This window comes from Streptomyces sp. NPDC008001 (assembly GCF_042958085.1).
GTDB lineage: Bacteria > Actinomycetota > Actinomycetes > Streptomycetales > Streptomycetaceae > Streptomyces.
This window is the reverse complement of the sequence record NZ_JBIBIZ010000014.1, coordinates 35,893-58,068: the sequence shown is the minus strand read 5'-3', so window position 1 is coordinate 58,068 and position 22,176 is coordinate 35,893. Positions and strand designations below refer to the sequence as shown.

21 protein-coding genes are annotated in these 22,176 nt (G+C 71.4%); 15 read left to right on the top strand and 6 right to left on the bottom strand.

The window, feature by feature from the left end; genetic code table 11:
- Positions 1-5: 5 nt before the first annotated feature.
- Both ACFZCD_RS31665 and ACFZCD_RS31660 read right to left on the bottom strand, forming a co-directional pair.
- The gene (locus tag ACFZCD_RS31665; RefSeq protein ID WP_391836500.1) at positions 6-1,433 is read right to left on the bottom strand and encodes a phosphocholine-specific phospholipase C; all 1,428 of its coding nucleotides are present in this window, start codon (positions 1,431-1,433) and stop codon (positions 6-8) included.
- Positions 1,434-1,717: 284 nt separating this feature from the next.
- Positions 1,718-2,023, bottom strand: coding sequence for a PLD nuclease N-terminal domain-containing protein (locus tag ACFZCD_RS31660; protein WP_391836499.1), 306 nt, complete (start codon positions 2,021-2,023; stop codon positions 1,718-1,720).
- A gap of 87 nt (positions 2,024-2,110) precedes the next feature.
- On the opposite strand from ACFZCD_RS31660, the gene ACFZCD_RS31655 reads away from it, so the two are divergent.
- The 3 genes from ACFZCD_RS31655 to ACFZCD_RS31645 are packed head-to-tail and all read left to right on the top strand — an operon-like array spanning position 2,111 to position 5,207.
- Positions 2,111-3,562 carry a menaquinone biosynthesis decarboxylase gene (locus ACFZCD_RS31655; RefSeq protein WP_391836498.1) on the top strand — a complete coding sequence of 484 codons (1,452 nt, stop codon included), beginning with the start codon at positions 2,111-2,113 and terminating at the stop codon, positions 3,560-3,562.
- Complete coding sequence (gene mqnP, locus ACFZCD_RS31650) at positions 3,559-4,461, top strand: menaquinone biosynthesis prenyltransferase MqnP (RefSeq protein WP_391836497.1); 903 nt, start codon at positions 3,559-3,561, stop codon at positions 4,459-4,461. Before ACFZCD_RS31655 ends, mqnP begins: the two co-directional genes overlap by 4 nt.
- Positions 4,462-4,511: 50 nt before the next feature.
- A complete protein-coding gene (locus tag ACFZCD_RS31645) occupies positions 4,512-5,207 on the top strand; it encodes a UbiX family flavin prenyltransferase (protein WP_391836496.1) in 696 nt (231 codons plus the stop codon).
- Here the strand turns inward: ACFZCD_RS31645 and ACFZCD_RS31640 are convergent.
- Entirely contained in the window at positions 5,204-5,362 is a 159-nt protein-coding gene (locus tag ACFZCD_RS31640) for a hypothetical protein (RefSeq protein WP_391836495.1), read from the bottom strand. The two genes, ACFZCD_RS31645 and ACFZCD_RS31640, sit on opposite strands and share 4 nt — an antisense overlap.
- A gap of 118 nt (positions 5,363-5,480) precedes the next feature.
- Between ACFZCD_RS31640 and ACFZCD_RS31635 the strand changes: the two genes are divergently transcribed.
- From ACFZCD_RS31635 to ACFZCD_RS31610, 6 genes are all read left to right on the top strand, one after another.
- Positions 5,481-5,936, top strand: coding sequence for an Lrp/AsnC family transcriptional regulator (locus ACFZCD_RS31635; protein ID WP_391836494.1), 456 nt, complete (start codon positions 5,481-5,483; stop codon positions 5,934-5,936).
- Between the two features lie 51 nt (positions 5,937-5,987).
- A complete protein-coding gene (gene mqnE, locus ACFZCD_RS31630; RefSeq protein WP_391836493.1) occupies positions 5,988-7,151 on the top strand; it encodes an aminofutalosine synthase MqnE in 1,164 nt (387 codons plus the stop codon).
- 82 nt (positions 7,152-7,233) lie between these two features.
- Positions 7,234-7,521: a DUF4229 domain-containing protein gene (locus ACFZCD_RS31625; RefSeq protein ID WP_391836492.1), complete on the top strand. Its 288-nt coding sequence runs from the start codon at positions 7,234-7,236 to the stop codon at positions 7,519-7,521.
- Between the two features lie 347 nt (positions 7,522-7,868).
- Positions 7,869-9,197 (top strand): dicarboxylate/amino acid:cation symporter, encoded by a 1,329-nt coding sequence (locus tag ACFZCD_RS31620; protein ID WP_391836491.1) that lies wholly within the window; start codon positions 7,869-7,871, stop codon positions 9,195-9,197.
- Between the two features lie 214 nt (positions 9,198-9,411).
- The gene (locus tag ACFZCD_RS31615; protein WP_391836535.1) at positions 9,412-10,038 is read left to right on the top strand and encodes a TetR/AcrR family transcriptional regulator; all 627 of its coding nucleotides are present in this window, start codon (positions 9,412-9,414) and stop codon (positions 10,036-10,038) included.
- Positions 10,039-10,356: 318 nt separating this feature from the next.
- Positions 10,357-12,240, top strand: a complete 1,884-nt coding sequence (locus tag ACFZCD_RS31610) for an AMP-dependent synthetase/ligase (RefSeq protein WP_391836490.1) — start codon at positions 10,357-10,359, stop codon at positions 12,238-12,240.
- A 36-nt stretch (positions 12,241-12,276) separates the two neighbouring features.
- Here the strand turns inward: ACFZCD_RS31610 and ACFZCD_RS31605 are convergent, their stop codons facing one another.
- Together ACFZCD_RS31605 and ACFZCD_RS31600 are read right to left on the bottom strand one after the other, a co-directional pair.
- Complete coding sequence (locus tag ACFZCD_RS31605) at positions 12,277-13,509, bottom strand: lipase family protein (protein WP_391836489.1); 1,233 nt, start codon at positions 13,507-13,509, stop codon at positions 12,277-12,279.
- A 290-nt stretch (positions 13,510-13,799) separates the two neighbouring features.
- On the bottom strand, positions 13,800-14,003 hold the full coding sequence (locus ACFZCD_RS31600; protein WP_360846934.1) for a cold-shock protein: 204 nt from the start codon (positions 14,001-14,003) through the stop codon (positions 13,800-13,802).
- Positions 14,004-14,403: 400 nt separating this feature from the next.
- Between ACFZCD_RS31600 and ACFZCD_RS31595 the strand changes: the two genes are divergently transcribed.
- Positions 14,404-15,225 (top strand): menaquinone biosynthetic enzyme MqnA/MqnD family protein, encoded by an 822-nt coding sequence (locus ACFZCD_RS31595; protein WP_391836534.1) that lies wholly within the window; start codon positions 14,404-14,406, stop codon positions 15,223-15,225.
- A 79-nt stretch (positions 15,226-15,304) separates the two neighbouring features.
- On the opposite strand, the gene ACFZCD_RS31590 is transcribed toward ACFZCD_RS31595, so the two are convergent.
- Positions 15,305-16,333 carry an alpha/beta hydrolase gene (locus tag ACFZCD_RS31590; RefSeq protein ID WP_391836533.1) on the bottom strand — a complete coding sequence of 343 codons (1,029 nt, stop codon included), beginning with the start codon at positions 16,331-16,333 and terminating at the stop codon, positions 15,305-15,307.
- A 479-nt stretch (positions 16,334-16,812) separates the two neighbouring features.
- Between ACFZCD_RS31590 and mqnC the strand changes: the two genes are divergently transcribed.
- The 5 genes from mqnC to ACFZCD_RS31565 all read left to right on the top strand — a co-directional run bounded on the left by mqnC (position 16,813) and on the right by ACFZCD_RS31565 (position 22,175).
- The gene (mqnC, locus tag ACFZCD_RS31585) at positions 16,813-18,024 is read left to right on the top strand and encodes a cyclic dehypoxanthinyl futalosine synthase (protein ID WP_391836532.1); all 1,212 of its coding nucleotides are present in this window, start codon (positions 16,813-16,815) and stop codon (positions 18,022-18,024) included.
- 4 nt (positions 18,025-18,028) lie between these two features.
- Entirely contained in the window at positions 18,029-18,682 is a 654-nt protein-coding gene (locus ACFZCD_RS31580; RefSeq protein WP_391836488.1) for a hypothetical protein, read from the top strand.
- A gap of 96 nt (positions 18,683-18,778) precedes the next feature.
- Positions 18,779-19,477, top strand: a complete 699-nt coding sequence (locus ACFZCD_RS31575) for a demethylmenaquinone methyltransferase (RefSeq protein ID WP_391836487.1) — start codon at positions 18,779-18,781, stop codon at positions 19,475-19,477.
- Between the two features lie 218 nt (positions 19,478-19,695).
- On the top strand, positions 19,696-20,802 hold the full coding sequence (locus ACFZCD_RS31570; protein WP_391836486.1) for a hypothetical protein: 1,107 nt from the start codon (positions 19,696-19,698) through the stop codon (positions 20,800-20,802).
- Positions 20,803-20,897: 95 nt separating this feature from the next.
- Positions 20,898-22,175 carry a geranylgeranyl reductase family protein gene (locus ACFZCD_RS31565; protein WP_391836485.1) on the top strand — a complete coding sequence of 426 codons (1,278 nt, stop codon included), beginning with the start codon at positions 20,898-20,900 and terminating at the stop codon, positions 22,173-22,175.
- The last annotated feature ends 1 nt before the right edge of the window (position 22,176 follow it).

Below are 22,176 nucleotides of genomic sequence, written 5' to 3'. Positions count from 1 at the left end.
GGCCGTCAGCGCCGCGGCCGCGAGCCCTTCTCCTGCTCCGGCGGGTGCTGGCGGGCGCCCGGCAGCGTGGGCTTGGGCAGGTGGGCGACGTCCCACTTGGCCTGCTCCAGCTGCTGCGCGGTGTCCGCGGGCAGCCGCGGCGGGTGCGGGGCCCGGTCGGTGAAGCCGAACGCCGAGGTCAGGTCGCCGAAGGTGCGGCGCCGCCAGGCGCTGATGTTCGGCTCGCGCACCCCGGTCCACACCTCCAGGAAGCGCAGCACCGAGGTGTGGTCGAAGGGGTCGCCCGCAGCCCAGCCGCCCACCGTCCACGGCGACACGATCAGGCACGGCACCCGGAAGCCGCCGCCGATCGGCAGCCCTTCCACGTACTCGTCCGCCGTGCCCTTCGGCGGCGCCGGCGGCGGCACGTGGTCGAAGAGACCGTCGTTCTCGTCGTAGTTCAGGATGAACGCGGTCTTCTTCCACACCTCGGGGTTGTCGGCGATGGCCTCGATCTTCCGCGCCACGTAGTCCGCGCCCGCGGCCGGCAGGTAGCGGGGGTGCTCCGACTGCGCGGCGGTCGGGATGATCCAGGAGACGGCCGGCAGCCTGCCGTTGCGGGCGTCGTCCTCGAAGGTGCCCGCGGGCAGCTTCCGCATCCCGCGCTCGTACAGCGGGTCGCCCGGCTTCGCGTCCTTGAACTGCTGGAACTGCTCCAGGAGGTTGCAGCCGTAGTTGTCCTCCTCCTGGTACACCCGCCAGCTGACCCCCGCCGCCTGCAGCCGCTCCGCGTACGTCGTCCAGCGGTAGGGCTCGGGGGCGGTGTTGTCGGTGACCGGGCCGCCGCGCTTGCCGGACGGGTCGATGGTGCCCGTCATCCAGTACAGCCGGTTGGGCCAGGTGGGCCCGAGGACCGAGCAGAAGTAGTTGTCGCAGAGGGTGAACGCCTCCGCGAGCGCGAACTGGAAGGGGATGTCCTCGCGCGTGTGGTAGCCCATCACGTACGGGGCGTTCGCGCCGTCCGCCTTGCGGTGCGCCGTCATCCAGCGGTCCATCTTCCCGCCGTTCCACGCCTCGTGCTGCACGGACCAGGCGTGGCTGGTGGTCGGGATGGCCTGGGCGCTCGACTTGTGCGTGTCGAGCCGGAACGGCAGCAGATAGCCCGCCGGGTTCTTCTCGTCCGGCTGGTGGAAGACGTCCTTGCCGTTCGGCAGCTTCACGGCGTCCGGGTCCGCGAAGCCCCGCACGCCCTTCAGCGTGCCGAAGTAGTGGTCGAACGACCGGTTCTCCTGCATGAGCAGGACCACGTGCTCGATGTCGCGCAGCGAGCCGCGCCGGGCCGGTCCGGCGGCGACCGCCCGCCGCACGCTGGGCGGCAGCAGTGACAGCGCGGCGGCGCCTCCGACGGCACCCGCGGCGGAGCCGAGGAGTCTGCGTCGGGTCATGTCGGGCATGGCGTGTGCCCCTCTCCCTGGAGTCGCGTGAGGCCTCAGTGTGGCCTCTGGGACTCTCCCGCCACGGCTGCGTCAAGGGGAGGGGAGAGGGCGTGAACGGGGCGCCAAATGGCGGTGAAGAGGAGCTAGTTGGCCGGGAAGCCGGTGTACGGGGCCCGGAATCGGCTTTTCTTATGACCCGATCGGGGGACGGCCTGCTACGCCGTACGGCGGGTGACGCGTGCGACACCGGGTGACGGCCGGACGGGCGAATCGGCTGACGGGGCGTCAGCCGGGCGGGGCACTCAGCTTGCGGGCGGCGGATCGCCCTGGTCGCGGCGGAGGGACTTCAGGAACTCGGGGTTGTCGTCGGGCGCGACCCACTGCCGCCCGCCGCCGCGGCCGTGGCCCCGCGACCCGGTCGCGGCCCGCGGGCGCCCCGCGATCAGCCAGGCGACCGGACCGACCAGCACCTCGCCGAAGAGCAGGATGACGAACACCCAGACGAGCTTCGGCAGGCCGCGGACCTCGTCCTCCGGGGTGTTCAGGCAGTCCACGAAGGCGTAGATCCACAACGCCAGGATCAGCAGGAACGGCAGATACCTGAGCATGGCGGACGGCTCCCCGGGAACGGCGGTGCGGGCCGCGCGGCGGCCCCGATACCCGGCCAGAGTAGTGCGTGCTTGATACTGGAACGCATGGCTTACGACGACCTTCGCTCGTTCCTCCGGGCGCTGGAGCGCGACGGCGACCTCAAGCGCATCAAGGCGGAAGTCGATCCGTACCTGGAAATCGGCGAGATCACGGACCGGGTGAACAAGGCGGGCGGTCCCGCCCTCCTCTTCGAGAACGTCAAGGGCGCGGCCATGCCGCTCGCCATGAACGTCTTCGGCACCGACCGCCGGCTGCTCAAGGCGCTCGGCCTGACCTCCTACGACGAGATCAGTGACAAGATCGGCGGCCTGCTCAGGCCCGAGCTGCCGCAGGGCTTCACGGGCATCCGCGAGGCGTTCGGCAAGCTCGGCGCGATGACGCACGTCCCGCCGCGCAAGATCAAGGACGCCCCGGTCCAGGAGGTCGTCCTCACCGGCGACGACGTCGACCTCGACGCGCTGCCGGCGCTCTTCACCTGGCCCGAGGACGGCGGCTCCTTCTTCAACCTGGGCCTGACCCACACCAAGCACCCCGAGACGGGCGTGCGGAACCTGGGCCTCTACCGCCTCCAGCGCCACGACAAGCGCACCATCGGCATGCACTGGCAGATCCACAAGGACAGCCGCAACCACTACCAGGTCGCCGCCAAGCGCGGCGAGCGGCTGCCGGTCGCGATCGCCTTCGGCTGCCCGCCGGCCGTGACGTACGCCTCCACGGCGCCGCTGCCCGGCGACATCGACGAGTACCTGTTCGCGGGCTTCATCTCGGGCAAGCGCATCGACATGGTCGACTGCAAGACCGTCCCGCTGCAGGTCCCGGCCAACGCCGAGGTCGTCATCGAGGGCTGGCTGGAGCCGGGCGAGATGCTCCCCGAGGGCCCCTTCGGCGACCACACCGGCTTCTACACGCCGCAGGAGCCGTTCCCCGCGCTGACGATCGACTGCGTGACGATGCGCAAGCGTCCGCTGCTGCAGTCCATCGTGGTCGGCCGGCCGCCGACGGAGGACGGCCCGCTGGGCCGGGCCACGGAGCGGTTCTTCCTGCCCCTGCTGAAGATCATCATTCCGGACATCGTGGACTACCACCTGCCGGAGTCCGGCGGCTTCCACAACTGCGCGATCGTCTCGATCGACAAGAAGTACCCGAAGCACGCGCAGAAGGTCATGCACGCCGTCTGGGGCGCGCACATGATGTCGCTGACCAAGCTGATCATCGTGGTGGACGCGGACTGCGACGTGCACGACCTGCACGAGGTGTCCTGGCGGGCGCTGGGCAACACCGACTACGCCCGTGACCTCACCGTCGTCGAGGGCCCGGTCGACCACCTCGACCACGCCTCGTACCAGCAGTTCTGGGGCGGCAAGGCCGGCATCGACGCGACGGCGAAGTGGCCCGAGGAGGGCTACACGCGGGACGGGGGCTGGCCGCAGATGGTCGAGTCCGACCCGGAGACGGCGGCGAAGGTCGACCGCCGGTGGAAGGAGTACGGGCTGTGAGCGCTTCCGCGGCCGCGATGCCGCAGCCGGGCCGGACCAGGGCGTTCCTGCGCCTCGTGATGATCGAGCACTCGGTCTTCGCGTTGCCCTTCGCCTACATCGCCACCCTCACCGCGATGTTCCGCACCTACGGCAACATCCACTGGACGCGGCTGCTGCTGGTCACCGTCGCCATGGTCGGCCTGCGCACGTTCGCGATGGCCTGCAACCGCATCATCGACCGCGAGATCGACGCCCGGAACCCGCGCACCGCGAACCGCGAGATCGTCACCGGCGCGGTGTCCGTCCGCTCGGCGTGGACGGGCGCCGGCATCGCCGTCTTCTTCTTCCTGGGCGCGGCGGCGCTGCTGAACCCGCTGTGCCTGGCGCTGGCCCCGATCGCGGTCGTCCCGATGGTGGTCTATCCGTACGGGAAACGATTCACCGACTTCCCGCACGCGATCCTGGGCCTGGCCCAGGCGATGGGCCCGGTCGGCGCGTGGCTCGCGGTGACGGGGGAGTGGTCGTGGGAGGCGGTGGTCCTGGGCCTCGCGGTGGGCGTGTGGATCGGCGGCTTCGACCTGATCTTCGCCTGCCAGGACGTGATGGCGGACCGCGCGCACGGCGTGAAGTCGACGCCGGCCCGCTTCGGCGTCCCGGCGGCACTGCACGGCGCCCGCGTCTGCCACGTGATCACCACGGGCCTGCTGGCCTGGTACGGGGCGGTCACCGGGGCGGGGGCGTTCTTCTGGGTGGGCCTGGCCGTCGTGGCCGCGGCGTTCCTCTACGAGCACACCATCGTCAAGCCGCACGACCTGTCCCGCCTGAACAGGGCATTTTTCACGGTCAACGGTTTCATCGGCATTGCGCTTTTCGTGTGCGCCCTGCTGGATCTGGTGGCGCGGGGGCTCGGCCTCTAGCCGGGACCGCCTCGCGCGGGCGCTCCCGGGCCTGCGGCTAGGCTCGGGGCGTGGAGCCGTACGAACGTGTAACGCAGCGCCAGGAGCGCCGGCCGTGGGTCGTCGGGGTGTCCGGGGCGTCCGGTACGCCGTACGCCGCCGCCGTGGTGCGGGGGCTGCTGGCGGCCGGTGAGGCCGTGGACCTGGTGGTGAGCCGCGCGTCGCGGCTGACGCTGCTCGACGAGACCGGGATCAAGTTCCGTGACGCCCACTGGCAGGAGGACCTGCGCGAGTGGCTGACGCTGGGCGCCGACGGCAAGCCGCACTTCCCGGCGGCCGGGCTGGAAGACGTGCGGTACTGGCCGGCGGGTGACCTCGCGGCGGGGCCGTCGTCCGGCTCGTATCCGGCGAAGGGGATGCTGATCGTCCCGGCGAGCACGGCCTGTGTGGCCGGGGTGGCGCTGGGGCTGTCGAAGGATCTGCTGCAGCGGGCGGCGAGCGTGACGCTCAAGGAGCGGCGGCCGCTGGTCGTCGCCGTGCGGGAGACGCCGCTGAGCGGTCAGTCGCTCAAGCAGCTGGTGGCGCTGGACGAGGCGGGCGCAGTGGTGCTGCCCGCCTCTCCGGCGTTCTACGCGGGCGCGACGCACATCCAGGATCTGGTGGACTTCGTCGCGGGGCGGGTGCTGGATGCGGCGGGTGTGCCGCACCGGCTGTACCGCCGGTGGAAGGGGGAGCTGGGTGAGGCGCGCTCCCGGGAAGGGGACTAGCGCTTCTTGGCGCGCGCGGCCCGGCCCTCGGCACGTGCGGCCCGGGTCTCGGCGCGGCGCTCGGCGGTCTGGTGGGCACGCGAGCGGTTGGCCAGGTCCTGCATCTCACGCATGCGGGCGTAGGCCATCTCGATCGTGTACACGGTGTACGTCACTCCTGAAGGATCGTCGTTGATCTAGCGAGTTGAGCGAAGATTTGCGGGGCGTTGGGCCCTGCATGCCTTAGATTCTACATGAAACGCGGCGAGTTCGCCGATTATTGAAAGGTGCGTTATGGACGCGGTGGACAGGCAGCTCATCCAGGCCCTGCGGGAGAACGGCCGGGCCTCGTACGCGGAGCTGGGCCGGCTCGTGGGCCTCTCCGGGCCGAGCGTCACCGACCGGATCAACCGCCTGGAGGCGGCCGGCGTCATCACGGGCTACCGCGCGACCGTCAACGCCGCGTCGCTGGGCCTCGGCGTCACCGCGCTGATCGGCCTTCAGCTCTCGGACTCCGCCGACCACGAGGACGTCGCACGGCGGCTGCGCGACCTGGAGGAGATCGAGGACTGCTGGTTCATCGCGGGCGACGACTCGTACATGCTCAAGGTCCGCGTCAGCGACGTGGACGGCCTGGAGCGCACCATCCGCCGGCTCTCCGGCACCAAGGGCGTCAGCCGCACCCGTACCACGATCGTGCTCTCCACGAAGTGGGAGAACCGGGTCGGCGAACTGCCCGACGAGGCGTAGGGATACGCTCGGAGAGTTGCGTAAAGCGGAAGTATCGGAGAGGCGGACGCCATGGACGCTGGGCTCAAGCGCGAGCTGGAGGAGAAGGTCTTCGCCGGGGAGCGGCTGACCCGTGAGGACGGCATCGCCCTCTACGAGTCCGACGACCTGGCGTGGCTGGGCGGGCTCGCCCACCACGTCCGCACGCAGAAGAACGGCGACGTCGTCCACTTCAACGTCAACCGTCATCTGAACATGACGAACGTGTGCACGGCGTCGTGCGCGTACTGCTCGTTCCAGCGCAAGCCGGGCGAGAAGGACGCGTACACGATGCGCATCGAGGAGGCCGTCCGCCTCGCCAAGGCGATGGAGAGCGAGAACCTCACCGAGCTGCACATCGTCAACGGCCTGCACCCGACGCTGCCGTGGCGCTACTACCCGCGCTCGCTGAAGGCCCTCAAGGAGGCGCTGCCGGACGTCTCGCTGAAGGCCTTCACCGCCACCGAGATCCAGCACTTCGAGAAGATCTCCGGGCTGCCCGCCGACGAGATCCTCGACGAGCTGATCGACGCCGGCCTGGAGTCGCTGACCGGCGGCGGCGCGGAGATCTTCGACTGGGAGGTCCGTCAGCACATCGTCGACCACGACACCCACTGGGAGGACTGGTCGCGCATCCACCGCCTCGCCCACTCCAAGGGCCTCAAGGGCCCGGCGACGATGCTCTACGGGCACATCGAGGAGCCGCGGCACCGCGTCGACCACGTCCTGCGGCTGCGCGAGCTGCAGGACGAGACCGGCGGCTTCCACGTCTTCATCCCGCTGCGCTACCAGCACGACTTCGTGGACATGAAGGACGGCAAGATCCGCAACCGGCTCCAGGCGCGGACGACGATGGCGACGGGCGCGGAGGCGCTGAAGACCTTCGCGGTCTCGCGGCTGCTGTTCGACAACGTCCCGCACGTCAAGGTGTTCTGGGTGATGCACGGCGTGCAGACCGCCCAGCTCGCGCTGCAGCACGGCGCGGACGACATGGACGGCTCGGTCGTCGAGTACAAGATCACGCACGACGCCGACAACTACGGCACGCCGAACAAGCTCACCCGTGACGACCTGCTGGAGCTGATCCGCGAGGCGGGCTTCCGGCCGGTCGAGCGCAACACCCGTTACGAGATCATCCGCGAGTACCCGGGTCCGGACGCCTCGCTGCGCGAGACGCCGCAGGCGATGCGGGTCTGAGATCCACTTCGGGGCGTGCTCTACTGGCTGTGTTTGACTGAACATGCCCCCTTCGGTCGTCGTCGAGAAGAAGGTCCCGTCCGTGAGTAGCCAGAAGTACGCGTCGCTCCGCTACACCGCCCTGCGATTCGGCCTGCTCATCGGCTGCTTCGCCGTCGTCTACGTGCTCTGCTACGCGCACGTCATCCCGCTGGGCGTGGGCAGCTCGAACCTCATGTGGATGGTCCTGCTCGCGCTCGTGCTCTCCGCCCCGCTCAGCTGGGTGCTGCTGCGCAAGCAGCGCGACGCCATGTCCGCGCAGATCGTCGGCCGCGTGGACCGGGCCAAGGCGGCGATCAACGCCAACGCCGGCCAGGAGGATGGGGTGTAAGCCTCGTCACGTTTGCCCGATTCGCACCGGTGCCCCGGTGTGGAGCAATCCGCTCCACACCGGGGCACCGGCGTTTTTTCGTGGCCCCACCGGCCTCACCGGCCCAAAGCGGAGCTTTGAGCTCCTCAAAGTTCGAGTGTTAACGTATTGGACATGAAGACAGCAGTAGCGCACCCGTTCCCCACGAGCCCCGCGCTCGTGGCGCGCCTGCACGTCGATCTTTGCCGCTGTGTCGTCGCGGCCTGTCGCCGCCGCTGACGCATGTCCCCCGCGGCCGGAGATCCTGCGCAAACGGATTTCCTCGGCGCCTCACGCCCTTTTTCTTCCGTCTGTAACCGGAGCATCCGTTGTCATCGACACCCCAGTCCTCCACGGCGTCCCTCCGCGGGCGCATACCCAAGGTCCCGTTCTGGGCCCAGATCCTGCTCGGCCTCGTCGTCGGCGCCCTGCTCGGCTGGGCCGCCAAGAGCGGCGACATCTCCTGGCTCTCCACCACCCTGGGAAAGATCGGCGACCTCTTCGTCCAGCTGCTGATGCTGGTCATCGCGCCGCTGGTGTTCTTCGCGATCCTCGTCTCGATCACCAACCTGCGGAACGTGTCCAACGCCGCCCGGCTGGCCACCCGCACCCTGATGTGGTTCATGATCACGTCGCTGATCGCGGTCCTCATCGGCCTCGGCATCGGCCTGCTCACCGACCCGGGCGCGGGCACCGGCCTCACCGCCGCCGACGGCGCCGAGCCCAAGAAGCACGGCTCCTGGCTGGACTTCCTCACCGGGATCATCCCCACCGACGTCGTCACGCCCTTCACCCAGCTCAAGGTCCTGCAGATCGTCTTCATGGCCGTGGTCGTGGGCATCGCGATCCTGAAGACCGGCGAGAAGGCGAAGCCGGTCCTCACGTTCAGCCACTCCGTCCTGGAGCTGCTGCAGAAGGCCCTGTGGTGGGTCATCAAGCTCGCCCCGCTGGGCACGCTCGGCCTCGTCGGCACGGCCATCTCCACGTACGGCTGGAACCTGCTCAGCAAGTACGCGACCTTCACCGCGGACATCTACGTCGGCTGCGCCATCGTCCTGTTCGTCGTCTACCCGCTGCTGCTGGCCGGCGTCGCCAAGGTCAACCCGCTGCAGTTCTTCCGCGGCGCCTGGCCCGCCATCCAGCTGGCCTTCGTCTCCCGCTCCTCCGTCGGCACCATGCCGCTCACCCAGAAGGTCACCGAGCGCCTCGGCGTGCCCAAGGAGTACGCCTCCTTCGCCGTGCCCTTCGGCTCGACGACCAAGATGGACGGCTGCGCCTCGATCTACCCGGCCATCGCCGCGATCTTCGTTGCGCAGGTCTTCGACGTGCCGCTGGAGCTCAAGGACTACATCCTGATCGCCTTTGTCTCGGTGATCGGCTCCGCCGCGACCGCCGGCCTGACCGGTGCCACGGTGATGCTCACGCTGACCCTGTCGACGCTGGGCCTGCCGATGGCGGGTGTCGGCCTGCTGCTGGCGATAGACCCGATCGTGGACATGATGCGTACGGCAACCAATGTCGCGGGTCAGTCGGTCGTCCCCATCCTGGTGGCCTCCCGGGAGAAGATCCTGGACCGCGAGGCGTACGCCACGGCGGACGGCTCCCGCTTGGAGGACGAGCCCCGCGTGGAGGCCGCGCCGCAGCCCGTGGCCGCCTGAGCGAACCGGCTCTTGGGCTGCCGCTGACGGGATCTTGACTGACTCGTCCGTAGGGAGTGCCCGAACGGCCCTACCCCGCATCCCTCCGCCCCGTAACATTACCTGCCGGTAACGTGACGGGGGCGGAGGGATGTTTGTTGTGAACGCTGCACAGACCGACGCGCACACCGACGCGGCTGGGGGGCGGGACGGCTCCAGGGCCAGGCCGAAGCGCATGCCGCGGGAGGTGCGCGAGCGCCAGATGCTCGACGCCGCCGTGGCCGTCTTCGCACGCCGCGGGTACCGGGCCGCGTCGATGGACGAGATCGCCGAGCTGGCCGGGGCGTCGAAGCCCCTGGTCTACCTCTACCTGCACTCGAAGGAAGACCTCTTCAGCGCCTGCATCCGGCGGGAGGCGAGGGCGCTCATCGCGGCCGTACGGGCCTCGGTGGACCCCGGGGCCCCGGCCGACCGGCGGCTGTGGAACGGCCTGCGCGGGTTCTTCGCGCACACGGCCGCCCACCCCGACGGCTGGGCCGTCCTGCACTGCCAGGCGCGCACCCACGGCGAGCCGTTCGCCCTGGAGGTGGCCGCGCTGCGGCAGCAGCTCGTCGACCTCGTCATCCAGCTGATCGCCGAGACGGCCGCGGACGGCGGCTGCACGGATCCGCTGCCCGAGACCGAGGTCGCCGGGATCGCCCACGCCCTCGTGGGCGCCGCCGAGTCGCTCGCCGGCTGGTCCAACCAGCGCGACGGCGCCGCCCCTTCCGAGCAGGAGACGGCGGCGACGCTGATGAACTTCGCGTGGACGGGGCTGGAGAACCTGACGCACGGGCGGCGGTGGGCTCCGGTCCGCGCCTAGCCGCCGCGGGGACGCCCCGTAAGGGGCGCGGGGAACTGCGTGACAAGCCACGACGCGCCCGCAGAGGGCGTGCTGTGCTCCGCCGGGACTCCATGTCGCGTGTCGGCTGCGGGCCGTCAGTGGCCGATCGCGCAGTTCCCCGCGCCCCTACGGGGCCTGCACGATCCGCCGGGCGGGCCTTGGCCGCCGCGGCCCGGGCGCGGCTGATACCGGCCGTACGGGAGCCACCGCGGTCTTCAACGCGCGGCTTCCCGGGCGTAGATTGCCGCCTTTACCGGCCAGTAGCCCACAGGGAACGACCCCCGTAGGGAGCCGCACGTGTCCATCCCGTACACCGCAGCCCCACCCCGCGTCACCTTCGTCGACGGCGTCGTCCGCGAAGCGTCCCTTCCCCCGCTCGTCCCGCCCGTGGCGAAGGGCTCGCTCGGCGACCTGCCCTTCGACAACGCCGCCGAAGCCCCCGCCGCCCCCGTCCTCAGCCGCAGACAGCCCGACGGCACCTGGCGCGACGTCAGCGCCGCCACCTTCGCCGCCGAGGTGCTGGCCGTCGCCAAGGGACTGATCGCCCACGGGCTGCGGCCCGGCGACCGGCTCGCCCTCATGGCCCGCACCCGCTACGAGTGGACGCTCCTGGACTTCGCCGCCTGGGCCGCCGGGCTGGTCACCGTCCCCGTCTACCCCACCTCCTCCGCCGCCCAGGTGCGCTGGATCGTGCGGGACTCCGGGGCCGTCGCCTGTGCCGTCGAGGGCCCGGAGCAGACGCGGCTGGTGGAGGGCGAGCGCGCCGCACTTCCCGGCCTCGCGCACCTGTGGGAGTTCGACTCCGGCGCCGTACCCGGCCTGATGGCGGCGGGCCGCGGCCTGCCCGACGACGCCGTCACCGAGGCCCGCGCCACCCGCGGCCCTGACGACGTCGCCACCCTCATCTACACCTCGGGCACCACCGGCCGCCCCAAGGGCTGCGTCCTCACCCACGCCAACTTCTTCGCCGAGGCCGACAACTCCACCGAACTGCTGCACCCCGTCTTCAAGGCGGCCACCAAGGAGCCCGCCGCCACGCTGCTCTTCCTGCCGCTCTCGCACGTCTTCGGCCGGACCGTCGCCGTCGGCTGCATGCGCGCCCGCGTGCGCATGGGCCACGCCGCGTCCCTGCGCACCGACGACCTGCTGGCGGACCTCGCCGCGTTCCGGCCCACGTTCCTGCTGGTCATCCCGTACGTCTTGGAGAAGGTCTACAACACCGGCCGCGCGACCGCCGAGAAGCTCGGCCGCGCCGCCTCCTTCGACCGCGCCGCCCGGGTCGCCCGGCGCTACGGCGAGGCGGAGCTGGCCCGCCGGCACGGCAGCGGCCCCGGGCCCGGCCCCGCCCTGCGCCTGTCCCGGGCGCTGTACGACCCGCTGGTCTACCGCCGGCTGCGGGCCGCCCTCGGCGGCGGGGTCCGCTACGTGATCAGCGGCGGCTCCCCGCTCGGCGAGCGCCTCGCGGCGTTCTGCGTGGGCGCCGGCATCGACGTCTTCGAGGGCTACGGCCTGACCGAGACGACGGCCGCCGCGACCCTCACCCCGCCGCACCGCCCCTGCCTCGGCACCGTCGGCTGGCCGCTGCCGGGCGGGGCCGTGCGGATCGCCGAGGACGGCGAGGTGCTGCTGCGCGGCGGGCACGTCTTCGCCGGGTACTGGGACGGCGAGCGCGGCACGGCGGTGCCCGCGGCGCCGGGGGAGTGGTTCCCCACCGGGGACCTGGGCGCGCTCGACGCCGACGGCTACCTCACCATCACCGGCCGCAAGAAGGAGCTGATCGTCACCTCCGGCGGCAAGAACGTCGCCCCGGCGCCCCTGGAGGACCGGGTGCGCGCGCACCCCCTCGTCGGCCAGTGCATGGTCGTCGGCGACAACCGCCCGTACGTCACCGCCCTGCTCACCCTGGAGCCCGACGGGATCGCCCACTGGCGCCGCATGCACCACAAGGAGGAGACGGCGCCGGAGGACCTCGTACGCGATCCGGAACTCCTCGCGGAGCTGCAGACGGCGGTGGACGACGCGAACGCGACGGTGTCGCGGGCCGAGTCGATACGCCGCTTCGCCGTCCTGACCACCGACTTCACGGAGGACGCCGGCCACCTCACGCCGTCGCTGAAGCTCAAACGGAACGTGATCGCCCAGGACTTCGCCGACGAGGTGGAGCGGCTGTACGCGCGCTGAACGGAGGTGCCGCGCCCCTCACGGGGCGCGGCAGGCTCAGCAGTCGGCGGCCGCCTGCTTGCCCGCGAACCGGTCCGCGAGCCAGTCCGCCGCGGGGACGGATCCGGCGATCCCGCCGGTGACGTGCTCCGCGAGCGGCAGGGGCTTCCAGTCCACCACGGCTCCCTTGGCGCACCAGTCGCTGCGCAGCTGCCGGGCGCCCGCGTAGGGGATGAGCTCGTCGAGGGTGCCGTGGTAGAGGCGGACGGGCCGGTCGGGGGCGTGGGTGCCGAGGTCCGAGGAGTGCAGGACGCGCTGCCAGTCCGGCATCTGCAGCGGGTTCCGGACGGTCACGTCGGAGATGCGCTTGAACATGCCCGCCAGGACGTCGGCGGCCACGCAGTGTTCCTTGAGCCGGGCCACCAGGGAGCGGCCCCGGGCGTTGAGGTAGGAGTCGAGGGCCAGCTCGGGGAAGGCCGCGTCCTGCCCGACGGCACCCATGAGGACCAGGCCCGCGCCGATGCGGCCGTCGTCGAAGTCGGCGGTCCGGACGAGGTCGGCGGGAACGCCGCCGGCGGCCGTGCCCTTGACGTTCAGCTCGGGTGCGTACGTGTCCCGCAGCTCGGCCGCCCAGCCGGCGGCCTGACCGCCCTGCGAGTAGCCCATGACGCCGACGGGGCTCTCCCGGTCGAGCCCGGCCTCGGGCAGCCGCAGTGCCGCGCGGGCGGCGTCGAGGACGGCGTGGCCCTCGGACCGGCCGACGGTGTACGTGTGGGTGCCGGGCGTCCCGAGGCCCTCGTAGTCGGTGACGGCCACGGCCCAGCTGCGCTGCGTGAGCTGCTGGATCAGGTTGGCTTCCACGGTCGTGCCGTGCGGGAAGCCGGCCGAGGGGGCGCAGTGGTCGGCGATGCCCACGGTGCCGACGGCGTAGGTGACGAGCGGGCGCGGGCCGCGTCTGCCGTCGTCGGGGACGATCACGGTGCCGGAGACGACGTCCGGGGCGCCCTTGGCGGTGGTGGAGCGGTAGGTGATGTGCCAGGCCCTGGTGCGGGTGGGCTGGCCGGGCAGCGGGTGGAAGGAGGTGGGCGCGGAGGTGACGATGTCGCCGGGGGCGGGGGCGCTGCCCGCTGCGGTTCCGGCGGGGCCCGCGAGGCCGAGGGAGACGGCGAGCGCGCCGGCGGCGGCCCAGGCTCTCGCGCGGAGGTGCTTCGGGCGAAGGGGTTTCGTGCGGAAGGGCCGGCGGGAGGGCTTCGTGCGGAGGTGCCAACGCAGGTGCGTGCGCAAGTGCATGCGGCTCTCCTGACTGTTCAGTTGTGTCCGGTCACTCATGTCTCGTCGCGAAACGCTCGGATGAAACTCCGAAACGCTCCTGCCGCCGTGATCGCCCCCCACGGTGATCGAAATCCCCGCCCGGGCGAAAGAAAACGAAAGAATCTGATCAAAAAGGGGCCGTTAAGGGTTCATGAACAACCGGGAAAAGGCAGGAGCCCTGCTCCTCCGCCGAAGCGGAAGGCAGGGCTCCTTGGGTACAGCACGTCGGCCGCGATCGGCCGAGGTGTCACACCGGAAGGATCCGAGGATCAGACCGGGGTGACGTTCTCCGCCTGCGGGCCCTTCGGGCCCTGCGTGACGTCGAAGTTAACGGCCTGGTTCTCCTCGAGGGAGCGGAAGCCAGAGGCGTTGATCGCGGAGTAGTGAACGAAGACGTCGGGGCCCCCGCCGTCCTGGGCGATGAAGCCAAAGCCCTTTTCAGCGTTGAACCACTTCACGGTTCCGGTAGCCATAAAGCCCTCCTTGGGCCCAAAGGGTTGCCCTGCTCCAGAACCTGCGAGAAGTCTGAAAACTACAAAAGCCTGCGGGTCACATGCTCCGCAGGCTCTGTACTGCAAGGGAAACCAAACTGCAACTTGCGGCGAGCCTAGCACGCGAGCTCCTTGCGTGGAAGGAGTTGAAGATCACGCTGTCGGATGGTTTTCCCGGTGTTCCTGACGGAAAAGATCCCCGGTCGGGCACCCGCCCGGAGCACCCCCCGCTCCCGCCGCTCCCGCCGCCCGGGACTAGCCTCCGGATGTGGACATTTCAGCCTCGGCCGTAACGACCGACCCCGATTCCGGATCCGCTGCCGTCCCCGGCGCCGCCCCCGCCGGCGACCCCGGTGCGAGCGACTGCCGCAGCCGTCCGCGCGTGGGTCACATCCAGTTCCTGAACTGCCTGCCCCTCTACTGGGGCCTCGCCCGCACGGGCACGCTGCTGGACCTGGACCTCACCAAGGACACCCCGGAGAAGCTCAGCCGGCAGCTGATCGACGGCGAGCTGGACATCGCCCCCGTCACCCTCGTCGAGTTCCTGCGCAACGCCGGCGACCTGGTCGCCCTGAAGGACATCGCCGTGGGCTGCGACGGCCCGGTCATGTCCTGCGTGATCGTCTCGCAGGTGCCGCTGAGCGAGCTGGACGGCGCCCGTGTCGCGCTGGGCTCCACGTCCCGTACGTCCGTGCGCTTGGCGCAGCTCCTGCTGGCGGAGCAGTACGGCGTACGACCGGATTACTACACGTGCCCGCCGGATCTGGGCCTGATGATGCGCGAGGCGGACGCCGCCGTCCTGATCGGGGACGCCGCCCTGCGGGCCTCCCTGCACGACGCCCCGCGGCTGGGCCTGGAGGTCCACGACCTGGGGCAGATGTGGAAGGACTGGACGGGCCTGCCGTTCGTCTTCGCGGTGTGGGCCGTGCGCAAGGACTACCTGGCCCGCGAGCCGCACATCGTCGCCAAGGTCCACGAGGCCTTCCTCGCCTCCCGGGACGTCTCCCTGGAGGAGGTGGCGAAGGTGGCCGAGCAGGCGGCGCGCTGGGAGGCCTTCGACGCCGGACTGCTGGAGCGCTACTTCACGACGCTGGATTTCCGCTTCGGGCCGGAGCAGCTCGCGGGCGTGACCGAGTTCGCCCGCCGCACGGGCCCGACCACGGGCTTCGCGGCCGATGTGCGGGTGGAACTGCTGGAGCCCTGACCCCCGGGGAGGGGGTCAGGGCTCCGGGCAGGAACGGCAGCGGCAGGCCGGGGCAGGGGCGCCGCGGGGCGCCGGCCCGCTAGGGGGCGACGGGCCCCGCCATCTGCTCGCTGATCCACTGCATGCTGCCCATGTCCATGCCCTGGATGTAGGTCACGGCGTTGTGCTTGCCGCCCTCGATCTTCTGCAGCCGGGTGTGGATCGGGCCCTTGTTGCCGTAGGTCGCGATGAACTTGTCCACGTGCGGGATGACGGACGACTCCTTCGTCCCGTACTGGAAGGCCAGGTAGACGTCGTTCCCGGGCTTGTTCTCGGCGATCAGCTGCTTGGCCAGCACCTCGGGGTTGTTCTCGGCCTTCTCCTTCTCGTGGCCGTTCCACAGCCGCGAGTCCGGGACGATGTCCGGGCCGGAGGCGATCACGGCCTTGAACTTGTCCGGGTGCTTCAGGACGGCCTTCAGGCCCGCGAAGGCGCCGGAGGAGGAGCCCATGAACGCCCAGCCGTCGCGCGACTTCACCGTGCGGAAGTTGGCCTTGATCAGGTCCGGGACGTCCTCCGTCAGCCAGGTGCCCATCTTCGGCTGGCCCGGGATGTCACTGCCGTCCCAGTAGAGGCCGCCGGTGTCCGGCTGGGGGTTGAGGACCGGCATCGCCAGGATGAACGGCTTGCCCTTGCCCTCGTTGTACCACTTGGTGACGGACGACTCGAGGTGCAGGCCCCCGTCGTCCATCCAGTAGTTGTTCGGGAAGCCGGGGCCGCCCGGGAGCGCGATCAGGACCGGGAAGCCGTGGTCCTTGAACTTCGGGTCCATGTACGCCTTGGGCGCCCAGACCCACACCTTGCCCTTGAAGCCGGACTTCTTGCCGTCCAGCGTCGTGACGGCGACGTGGGTGCCGTCGGAGAGGGTGCTGGTGTTCTTGAACTCGGCCGCCGGGCCGGTCGGCATCAGGACCTTCGAGTCCGGCTTCTGCGGGCCGTTCGCACCGCCCGCCTGGCCGCCGCCGTTCGCCTGCTCCTGGCCGAAGCTGACCGGCTCGCCCTTGTCCGAGAACGGGCCGATCTTGAAGTAGTTCAGGATGCCGGCGGCTATGAGGCCCACCACGGCTATGGACGCCACGACGATCGTCCATTTCTTGCCACGGGATCCGCGGCCGTGGCCACAGGGGTGGCCGCAGGACTGGCAGGTCCCTGGTTGCTGGTACGTCATCGCGTCGCTCCGGACGTTGCTGCTGCCCCGAAGGACATGACGGTTCGTTCCGTCCAGGTGGATGGGAAAACCGTCCTGAGGGGTTCCTGGGACACCCCGTGAATTGAGTCATAGGCCGAAATCCGCGGACCGCGGGCCCCGGGGACGTGTGAGGTGGGTGTCCGGGGCGCAGCGCCGGGCGGCCGTACCGGGGCCGTGACGGTGGTGCATCCCCATTTTGCCCGGTCGGCCGGTTTCGCGCTTCTTCGCGGCGGGAGGGCACCGTCCGGCAGCCCGCCGGCCGCCCGGGGACGGCGCTCCGGGCTCCCCGGCCCGCCGGGCCGGAAGGGGGCTGGCGTAGGCTGACGGTCGTGTCAAACCCCCTCCGAAGGGACGCCCCGGTGAGCGAGAAGGCCGACCTCACGTCCATGGACGTCACAGCCGTCCTCGACCGTGCCGCGGCCGGTGGCCGCATCACCCCGGAGGAGGCCCTCGACCTCTACCGGCACGCTCCGCTGCACGCCCTGGGCGCCGCCGCGGACGCCGCCCGGCGCCGGCGCTACGCGGGCACCGAGCACATCGCGACGTACATCATCGAGCGCAACATCAACTACACGAACTCGTGCGTCACCGCGTGCAAGTTCTGCGCCTTCTACGCCCCGCCGAAGAGCGACAAGGTCTGGACGCGCCCCCTCGACGACATCCTGCGCCGCTGCGCGGAGACCGTGGAGCTCGGCGGCACGCAGATCATGTTCCAGGGCGGCCACCACCCGGACTACGGCGTGGAGTACTACGAGGAGCACTTCGCCGCCATCAAGAAGGAGTTCCCGCAGCTGGTGATCCACTCCCTCGGCGCGTCCGAGGTGGACCACATGGCGCGGATCTCCGGGGTGAGCGCCGAGGAGGCCATCCGCCGCATCCACGCCGCCGGCCTGGACTCCTTCGCGGGCGCCGGCGCCGAGCTCCTGCCCGCCCGGCCGCGCAAGGCCATCGCGCCGCTCAAGGAGTCGGGCGAGCGCTGGCTGGAGATCATGGAGCTCGCCCACAACCTGGGTGTGGAGTCGACCTCCACGATGCTCATGGGCACCGGCGAGACGAACGCCGAGCGCATCGAGCACATCCGGATGATCCGTGACGTGCAGGACCGCACGGGCGGCTTCCGCGCCTTCATCCCGTACACCTACCAGCCGCAGAACAACGTGCTGAAGGGCCGTACGCAGGCGACCGTCTTCGAGTACCTGCGGATGATCGCGATCGCGCGGCTCTTCCTCGACAACGTCGCCCACATCCAGGGTTCCTGGCTGACCGTCGGCAAGGAGGCGGGCCAGCTCTCGCTGCACTACGGCGCGGACGACCTGGGCTCGGTGATGCTGGAGGAGAACGTCGTCTCCTCGGCCGGCGCGAAGCACCGCTCCAACCGCATGGAGCTCATCGACCTCATCCGCAAGGCGGGCCGCGTGCCGGCGCAGCGCGCGACGACGTACGAGCACCTGGTCGTGCACGACGACCCGGCGAACGACCCGGTCGACGACCGCGTCGTCTCGCACCTGTCGTCGACGGCGATCGAGGGCGGTACGGCGCATCCCGAGCTGAAGCTCATCGACGCGGGCTGACCCCTTGCTGACGCTGCACGCCGCCGGCCTGCTGCTGACCGCCCCCGGCGCGGCCCCGGTGCCCGGCGGCGCCGTGGTGGCCGACGGCGGCACGATCGCGGCGACCGGCCCGTACGGGGAGGTGGCCGCGGCCTTCCCGCAGGCGCGCGTGCGGCGGTGGCCGGGGGTGCTCACCCCGGGGCTGCGGCAGTGGTACGCGAAGTGGCTGCTGGAGCGGTGCTACCACCCCGATCCGCGGGAGTACAACGAGCTGGGCGAGCAGCCGCTGACGGGCGAGCGCCTGGCGGCCCTGGAGATGAGCGAGACCCGGTGGGCGGGCAGCGTCCGCCGGGGCATCCAGCAGATGCTCCGGCACGGCACCACGGCCGTGGCCCGCAGCTGCTTCGACGACCCCGCGCTGACGACCGCCCTCGCCCGCTCGGGGCTGAGGTTCGTCTCGGCGGCGTGGACGCCGGGGGTTCCGGTGGACGAGCCGGGTCTCGACCCCTTGCGGAACGTCTCCGATCCGGCGGTCGCCTTCGCCGAGCCGCTGACGGCCGGCGGCCGCGCCGACTTCGCCGTCTTCGACGTGCCGGACGAGGCCGCCCTGCGGGAGGCGGGCGCGGGGACGTGCGTGGCGACCGTGCTGGGCGGCCGGCTGGTGTACCGGCGTCGCTGAGGCGCCCGGGGCCGGCCCGGAGCCGCGGCCCCCTGATGGGGGCGTCCCGTCCAACCCTCTGCGTCCCCTCCCGCCCCCGGGGTGAACAATGGGGGCGTGACCCGAGCATCCCTGGACAAGCAGCCGCACGAAGTCGCCGCGATGTTCGACGACGTGGCGGCCAACTACGACCTCACCAACGACGTGCTGTCGCTCGGCCAGGCCCGTCTGTGGCGCAAGGCCGTCGCCCGGGCCGTCGGCGCGCGGCCGGGGGAGAAGGTGCTGGACCTCGCGGCCGGCACGGGCACCTCCTCGCTGCCGTTCGTCGTGGACGGGGCGTACGTCGTCCCCTGCGACTTCTCCGTCGGCATGCTGCGCGAGGGCAAGAAGCGCAACCCCTGGATGCCGCTGACCGCCGGTGACGCCACGCGCCTTCCCTTCGCGGACGGCGTGTTCGACGCCGTCACGATCTCCTTCGGGCTGCGCAACGTGCAGGACACCGGGGCCGCGCTGCGCGAGATGCTGCGCGTGACCCGGCCGGGCGGCCGCGTCGTGATCTGCGAGTTCTCCACGCCGACCTGGGCGCCGTTCCGCACGGTCTACACCGAGTACCTGATGCGCGCGCTGCCCCCCGTCGCGCGCGCCGTCAGCAGCAGCCCGGACGCGTACGTGTACCTCGCCGAGTCGATCCGCGCCTGGCCCGACCAGCCGGCGCTCGCCGGTCTGCTGCAGGAGGCGGGCTGGTCGAAGGTGGCGTGGCGCAACCTCACGGGCGGCGTCGTCGCCCTGCACCGGGGGACCAAGCCGGCGGAGTGACCCGCTCCCCGCACGGGCCGGGTCCGGGGCGCCGGACCCGGTGTCCGGGGCCGGTGTCCGGGGCCGGGCTGACTGGTTGTCATGGGCAGGGCGCTCACAGTCGATACGATCAAGCTCCCCCGCCCTCCGAACGACCCGCCCGAGCTCCGGAGTGCTCCATGACCTTGCCCTGCTGCCCCGCTTGCGGTTCCCCGTTCCCCGCGGAAGCGCGCTTCTGCATGAAGTGCGGGCGGGAGCGGCCGCAGGAGGCGGAACCGGCGGCCGCGCGGCCCGGGGCGGGAACCCCGGCGATACCCGGCCCGCCGGCCGCCCCGCCGGCCTCGCCCACGACCCCGGCCACGCCTCCGGAGGCGGCCCCTCCGGCCACGCCCCAGGCGGCCCCCGCAGCGGCCCCCTCGGCTCCGGCCCCCGCGACTCCGGCTCCCGGAGCCCCGGCCCCCGGCCCCGGAGCCCCGGCTCCCGCCGCCCCCGCCCTTCCCCCGCCCCCCGCCTCCTGGTCGGCGCCCGCCGCTCCCGGCCCGGGCACCGGCCCCACCCCCGAGTTCTTCGTGCTCCCCAAGCCCCGCCGCAGGCTCAGCCTCGGCTGGGTGGCGGCCGCCGTGGGCGTCGTGGTGATCTCCGGGGCCGTGGGCGGCGGGATCCTCGTGGCGCAGTCCCAGCACAGCGGCAAGCAGGACACCGCCCGCACCGAGGACACCGGCCCCGCGCCGAAGCCGGTGGCGAGCACCGGCCCGGCCGCCCCGTCGCCGTCCGCCTCGCCCTCCGCGTCGGCGTCCGCCTCCGCTTCGGCGTCCCCGTCGGCCTCCGCCTCCGAGTCCGCCCCGGCCTCGCCGTCGCCGTCCGCGTCGTCGTCCGCCCCCGCGGCGGGCCCCGCGCCCGAGGGCTACGCGAACGTGTCCGCCCCGGAGGGGTTCTCCCTCGCCGTGCCCCGGGGGTGGCGCAGGGAGGACAAGGGGAGCGGCCAGATCGACTACACGGGCAGCACGGGCCCCGAGCACCTGCGGATCGGCATCGTGCACGGCACCAAGCAGTCGCCGTACGACCACTTCAAGGAGCTGGAGAAGGCCGGGTCGGGCCAGAACGGCTACCGGCGGGTGTCGATGACGGAGAACACCTTCCAGGGACGGCCGGGCGCCCTGTGGGAGTGGACCTGGACCGAGAAGTCCACCGGCCGCACCATGCACGCCTACAACCAGGCGTACGTGGACGCCTCGGGCACCGAGTACGCCATCATGTTCGCCGGCCGCGACGAGGGGGACTCCACCCGGAAGCCCTTCGACACCGCGCTCGGCTCCTGGCAGGCCGGTCCGCGGGCGTCCGGCTGACGCTGCGCCGGGGCCGGGCGGCCCCGCCCCGGCCGCGCCCGGCCCGGCTCATAGACTCGGGTGACCAGTCCTCAGCCGAACCGGGAGAGCCGACCGTGACCGATACCGAACACTCCGCGGATGTGATCGTCGTCGGGGCCGGCCCGGCCGGGTCGACCACCGCGTACTACCTCGCCAAGGCCGGACTGGACGTCCTCCTGCTGGAGAAGACGGCGTTCCCGCGCGAGAAGGTGTGCGGCGACGGCCTGACCCCGCGCGCCACCAAGCAGCTCGTGTCGATGGGCATCGACATCTCCGAGGAGGCGGGCTGGCTGCGCAACAAGGGCCTGCGCATCATCGGCGGCGGCGTCCGGCTGCAGCTCGACTGGCCGGACCTGGCGTCCTTCCCGGACTACGGACTGGTCCGCAAGCGCGACGACTTCGACGAGCAGCTGGCCCGCAACGCGGCGAAGGCCGGCGCCCGGATGTACGAGCGCTGTAACGTGGGCGCGCCGGTCATCGACGACCGCACGGGCCGCATCGTCGGCGTCGAGGCCAGGCTCGGCGAGGAGAAGACGCCGGTCACCTTCCGCGCCCCGCTCGTGGTCGCGGCCGACGGCAACTCCTCCCGGCTGTCGCTGGGCATGGGCCTGCACCGCCGTGAGGACCGCCCGATGGGCGTGGCCGTGCGGACGTACTTCACCTCCCCGCGCCACGAGGACGACTACCTGGAGTCGTGGCTGGAGCTGTGGGACCGGCGCGGGGCGAAGGACCGGCTGCTGCCCGGCTACGGCTGGATCTTCGGCATGGGCGACGGCACGAGCAACGTCGGCCTGGGCGTCCTCAACACCTCCGAGTCCTTCAAGGAGCTGGACTGGCGGGAGGTCCTCAAGGCCTGGTGCGCCTCGATGCCCGAGGACTGGGGCTACACCCCGGAGAACATGACCGGCCCGATCCGCGGCGCCGCCCTCCCCATGGCCTTCAACCGCCAGCCCCACTACACGCGCGGCCTGCTGCTCGTCGGTGACGCGGGCGGGCTGGTGAACCCGTTCAACGGCGAGGGCATCGCGTACGCCATGGAGTCCGGGCAGATCGCCGCGGACGTCATCGTCCAGGCCCACGCGCGGGCCTCGTACGCACAGCGCGAGCTGGCCCTGCAGCGCTACCCGAAGGTCCTCAAGGACACCTACGGCGGCTACTACACGCTCGGCCGGGCCTTCGTGAAGCTCATCGGCAACCCGAAGATCATGAAGATCGGTGCCCAGCACGGCCTGACGCACCCGCTGCTGATGAAGTTCACGCTGAAGATGCTGGCCAACCTGACGGACCCGGTGGGCGGGGACGCGATGGACCGCATCATCAACGGGCTGAGCAAGGTGGCGCCGAAGGCGTGAC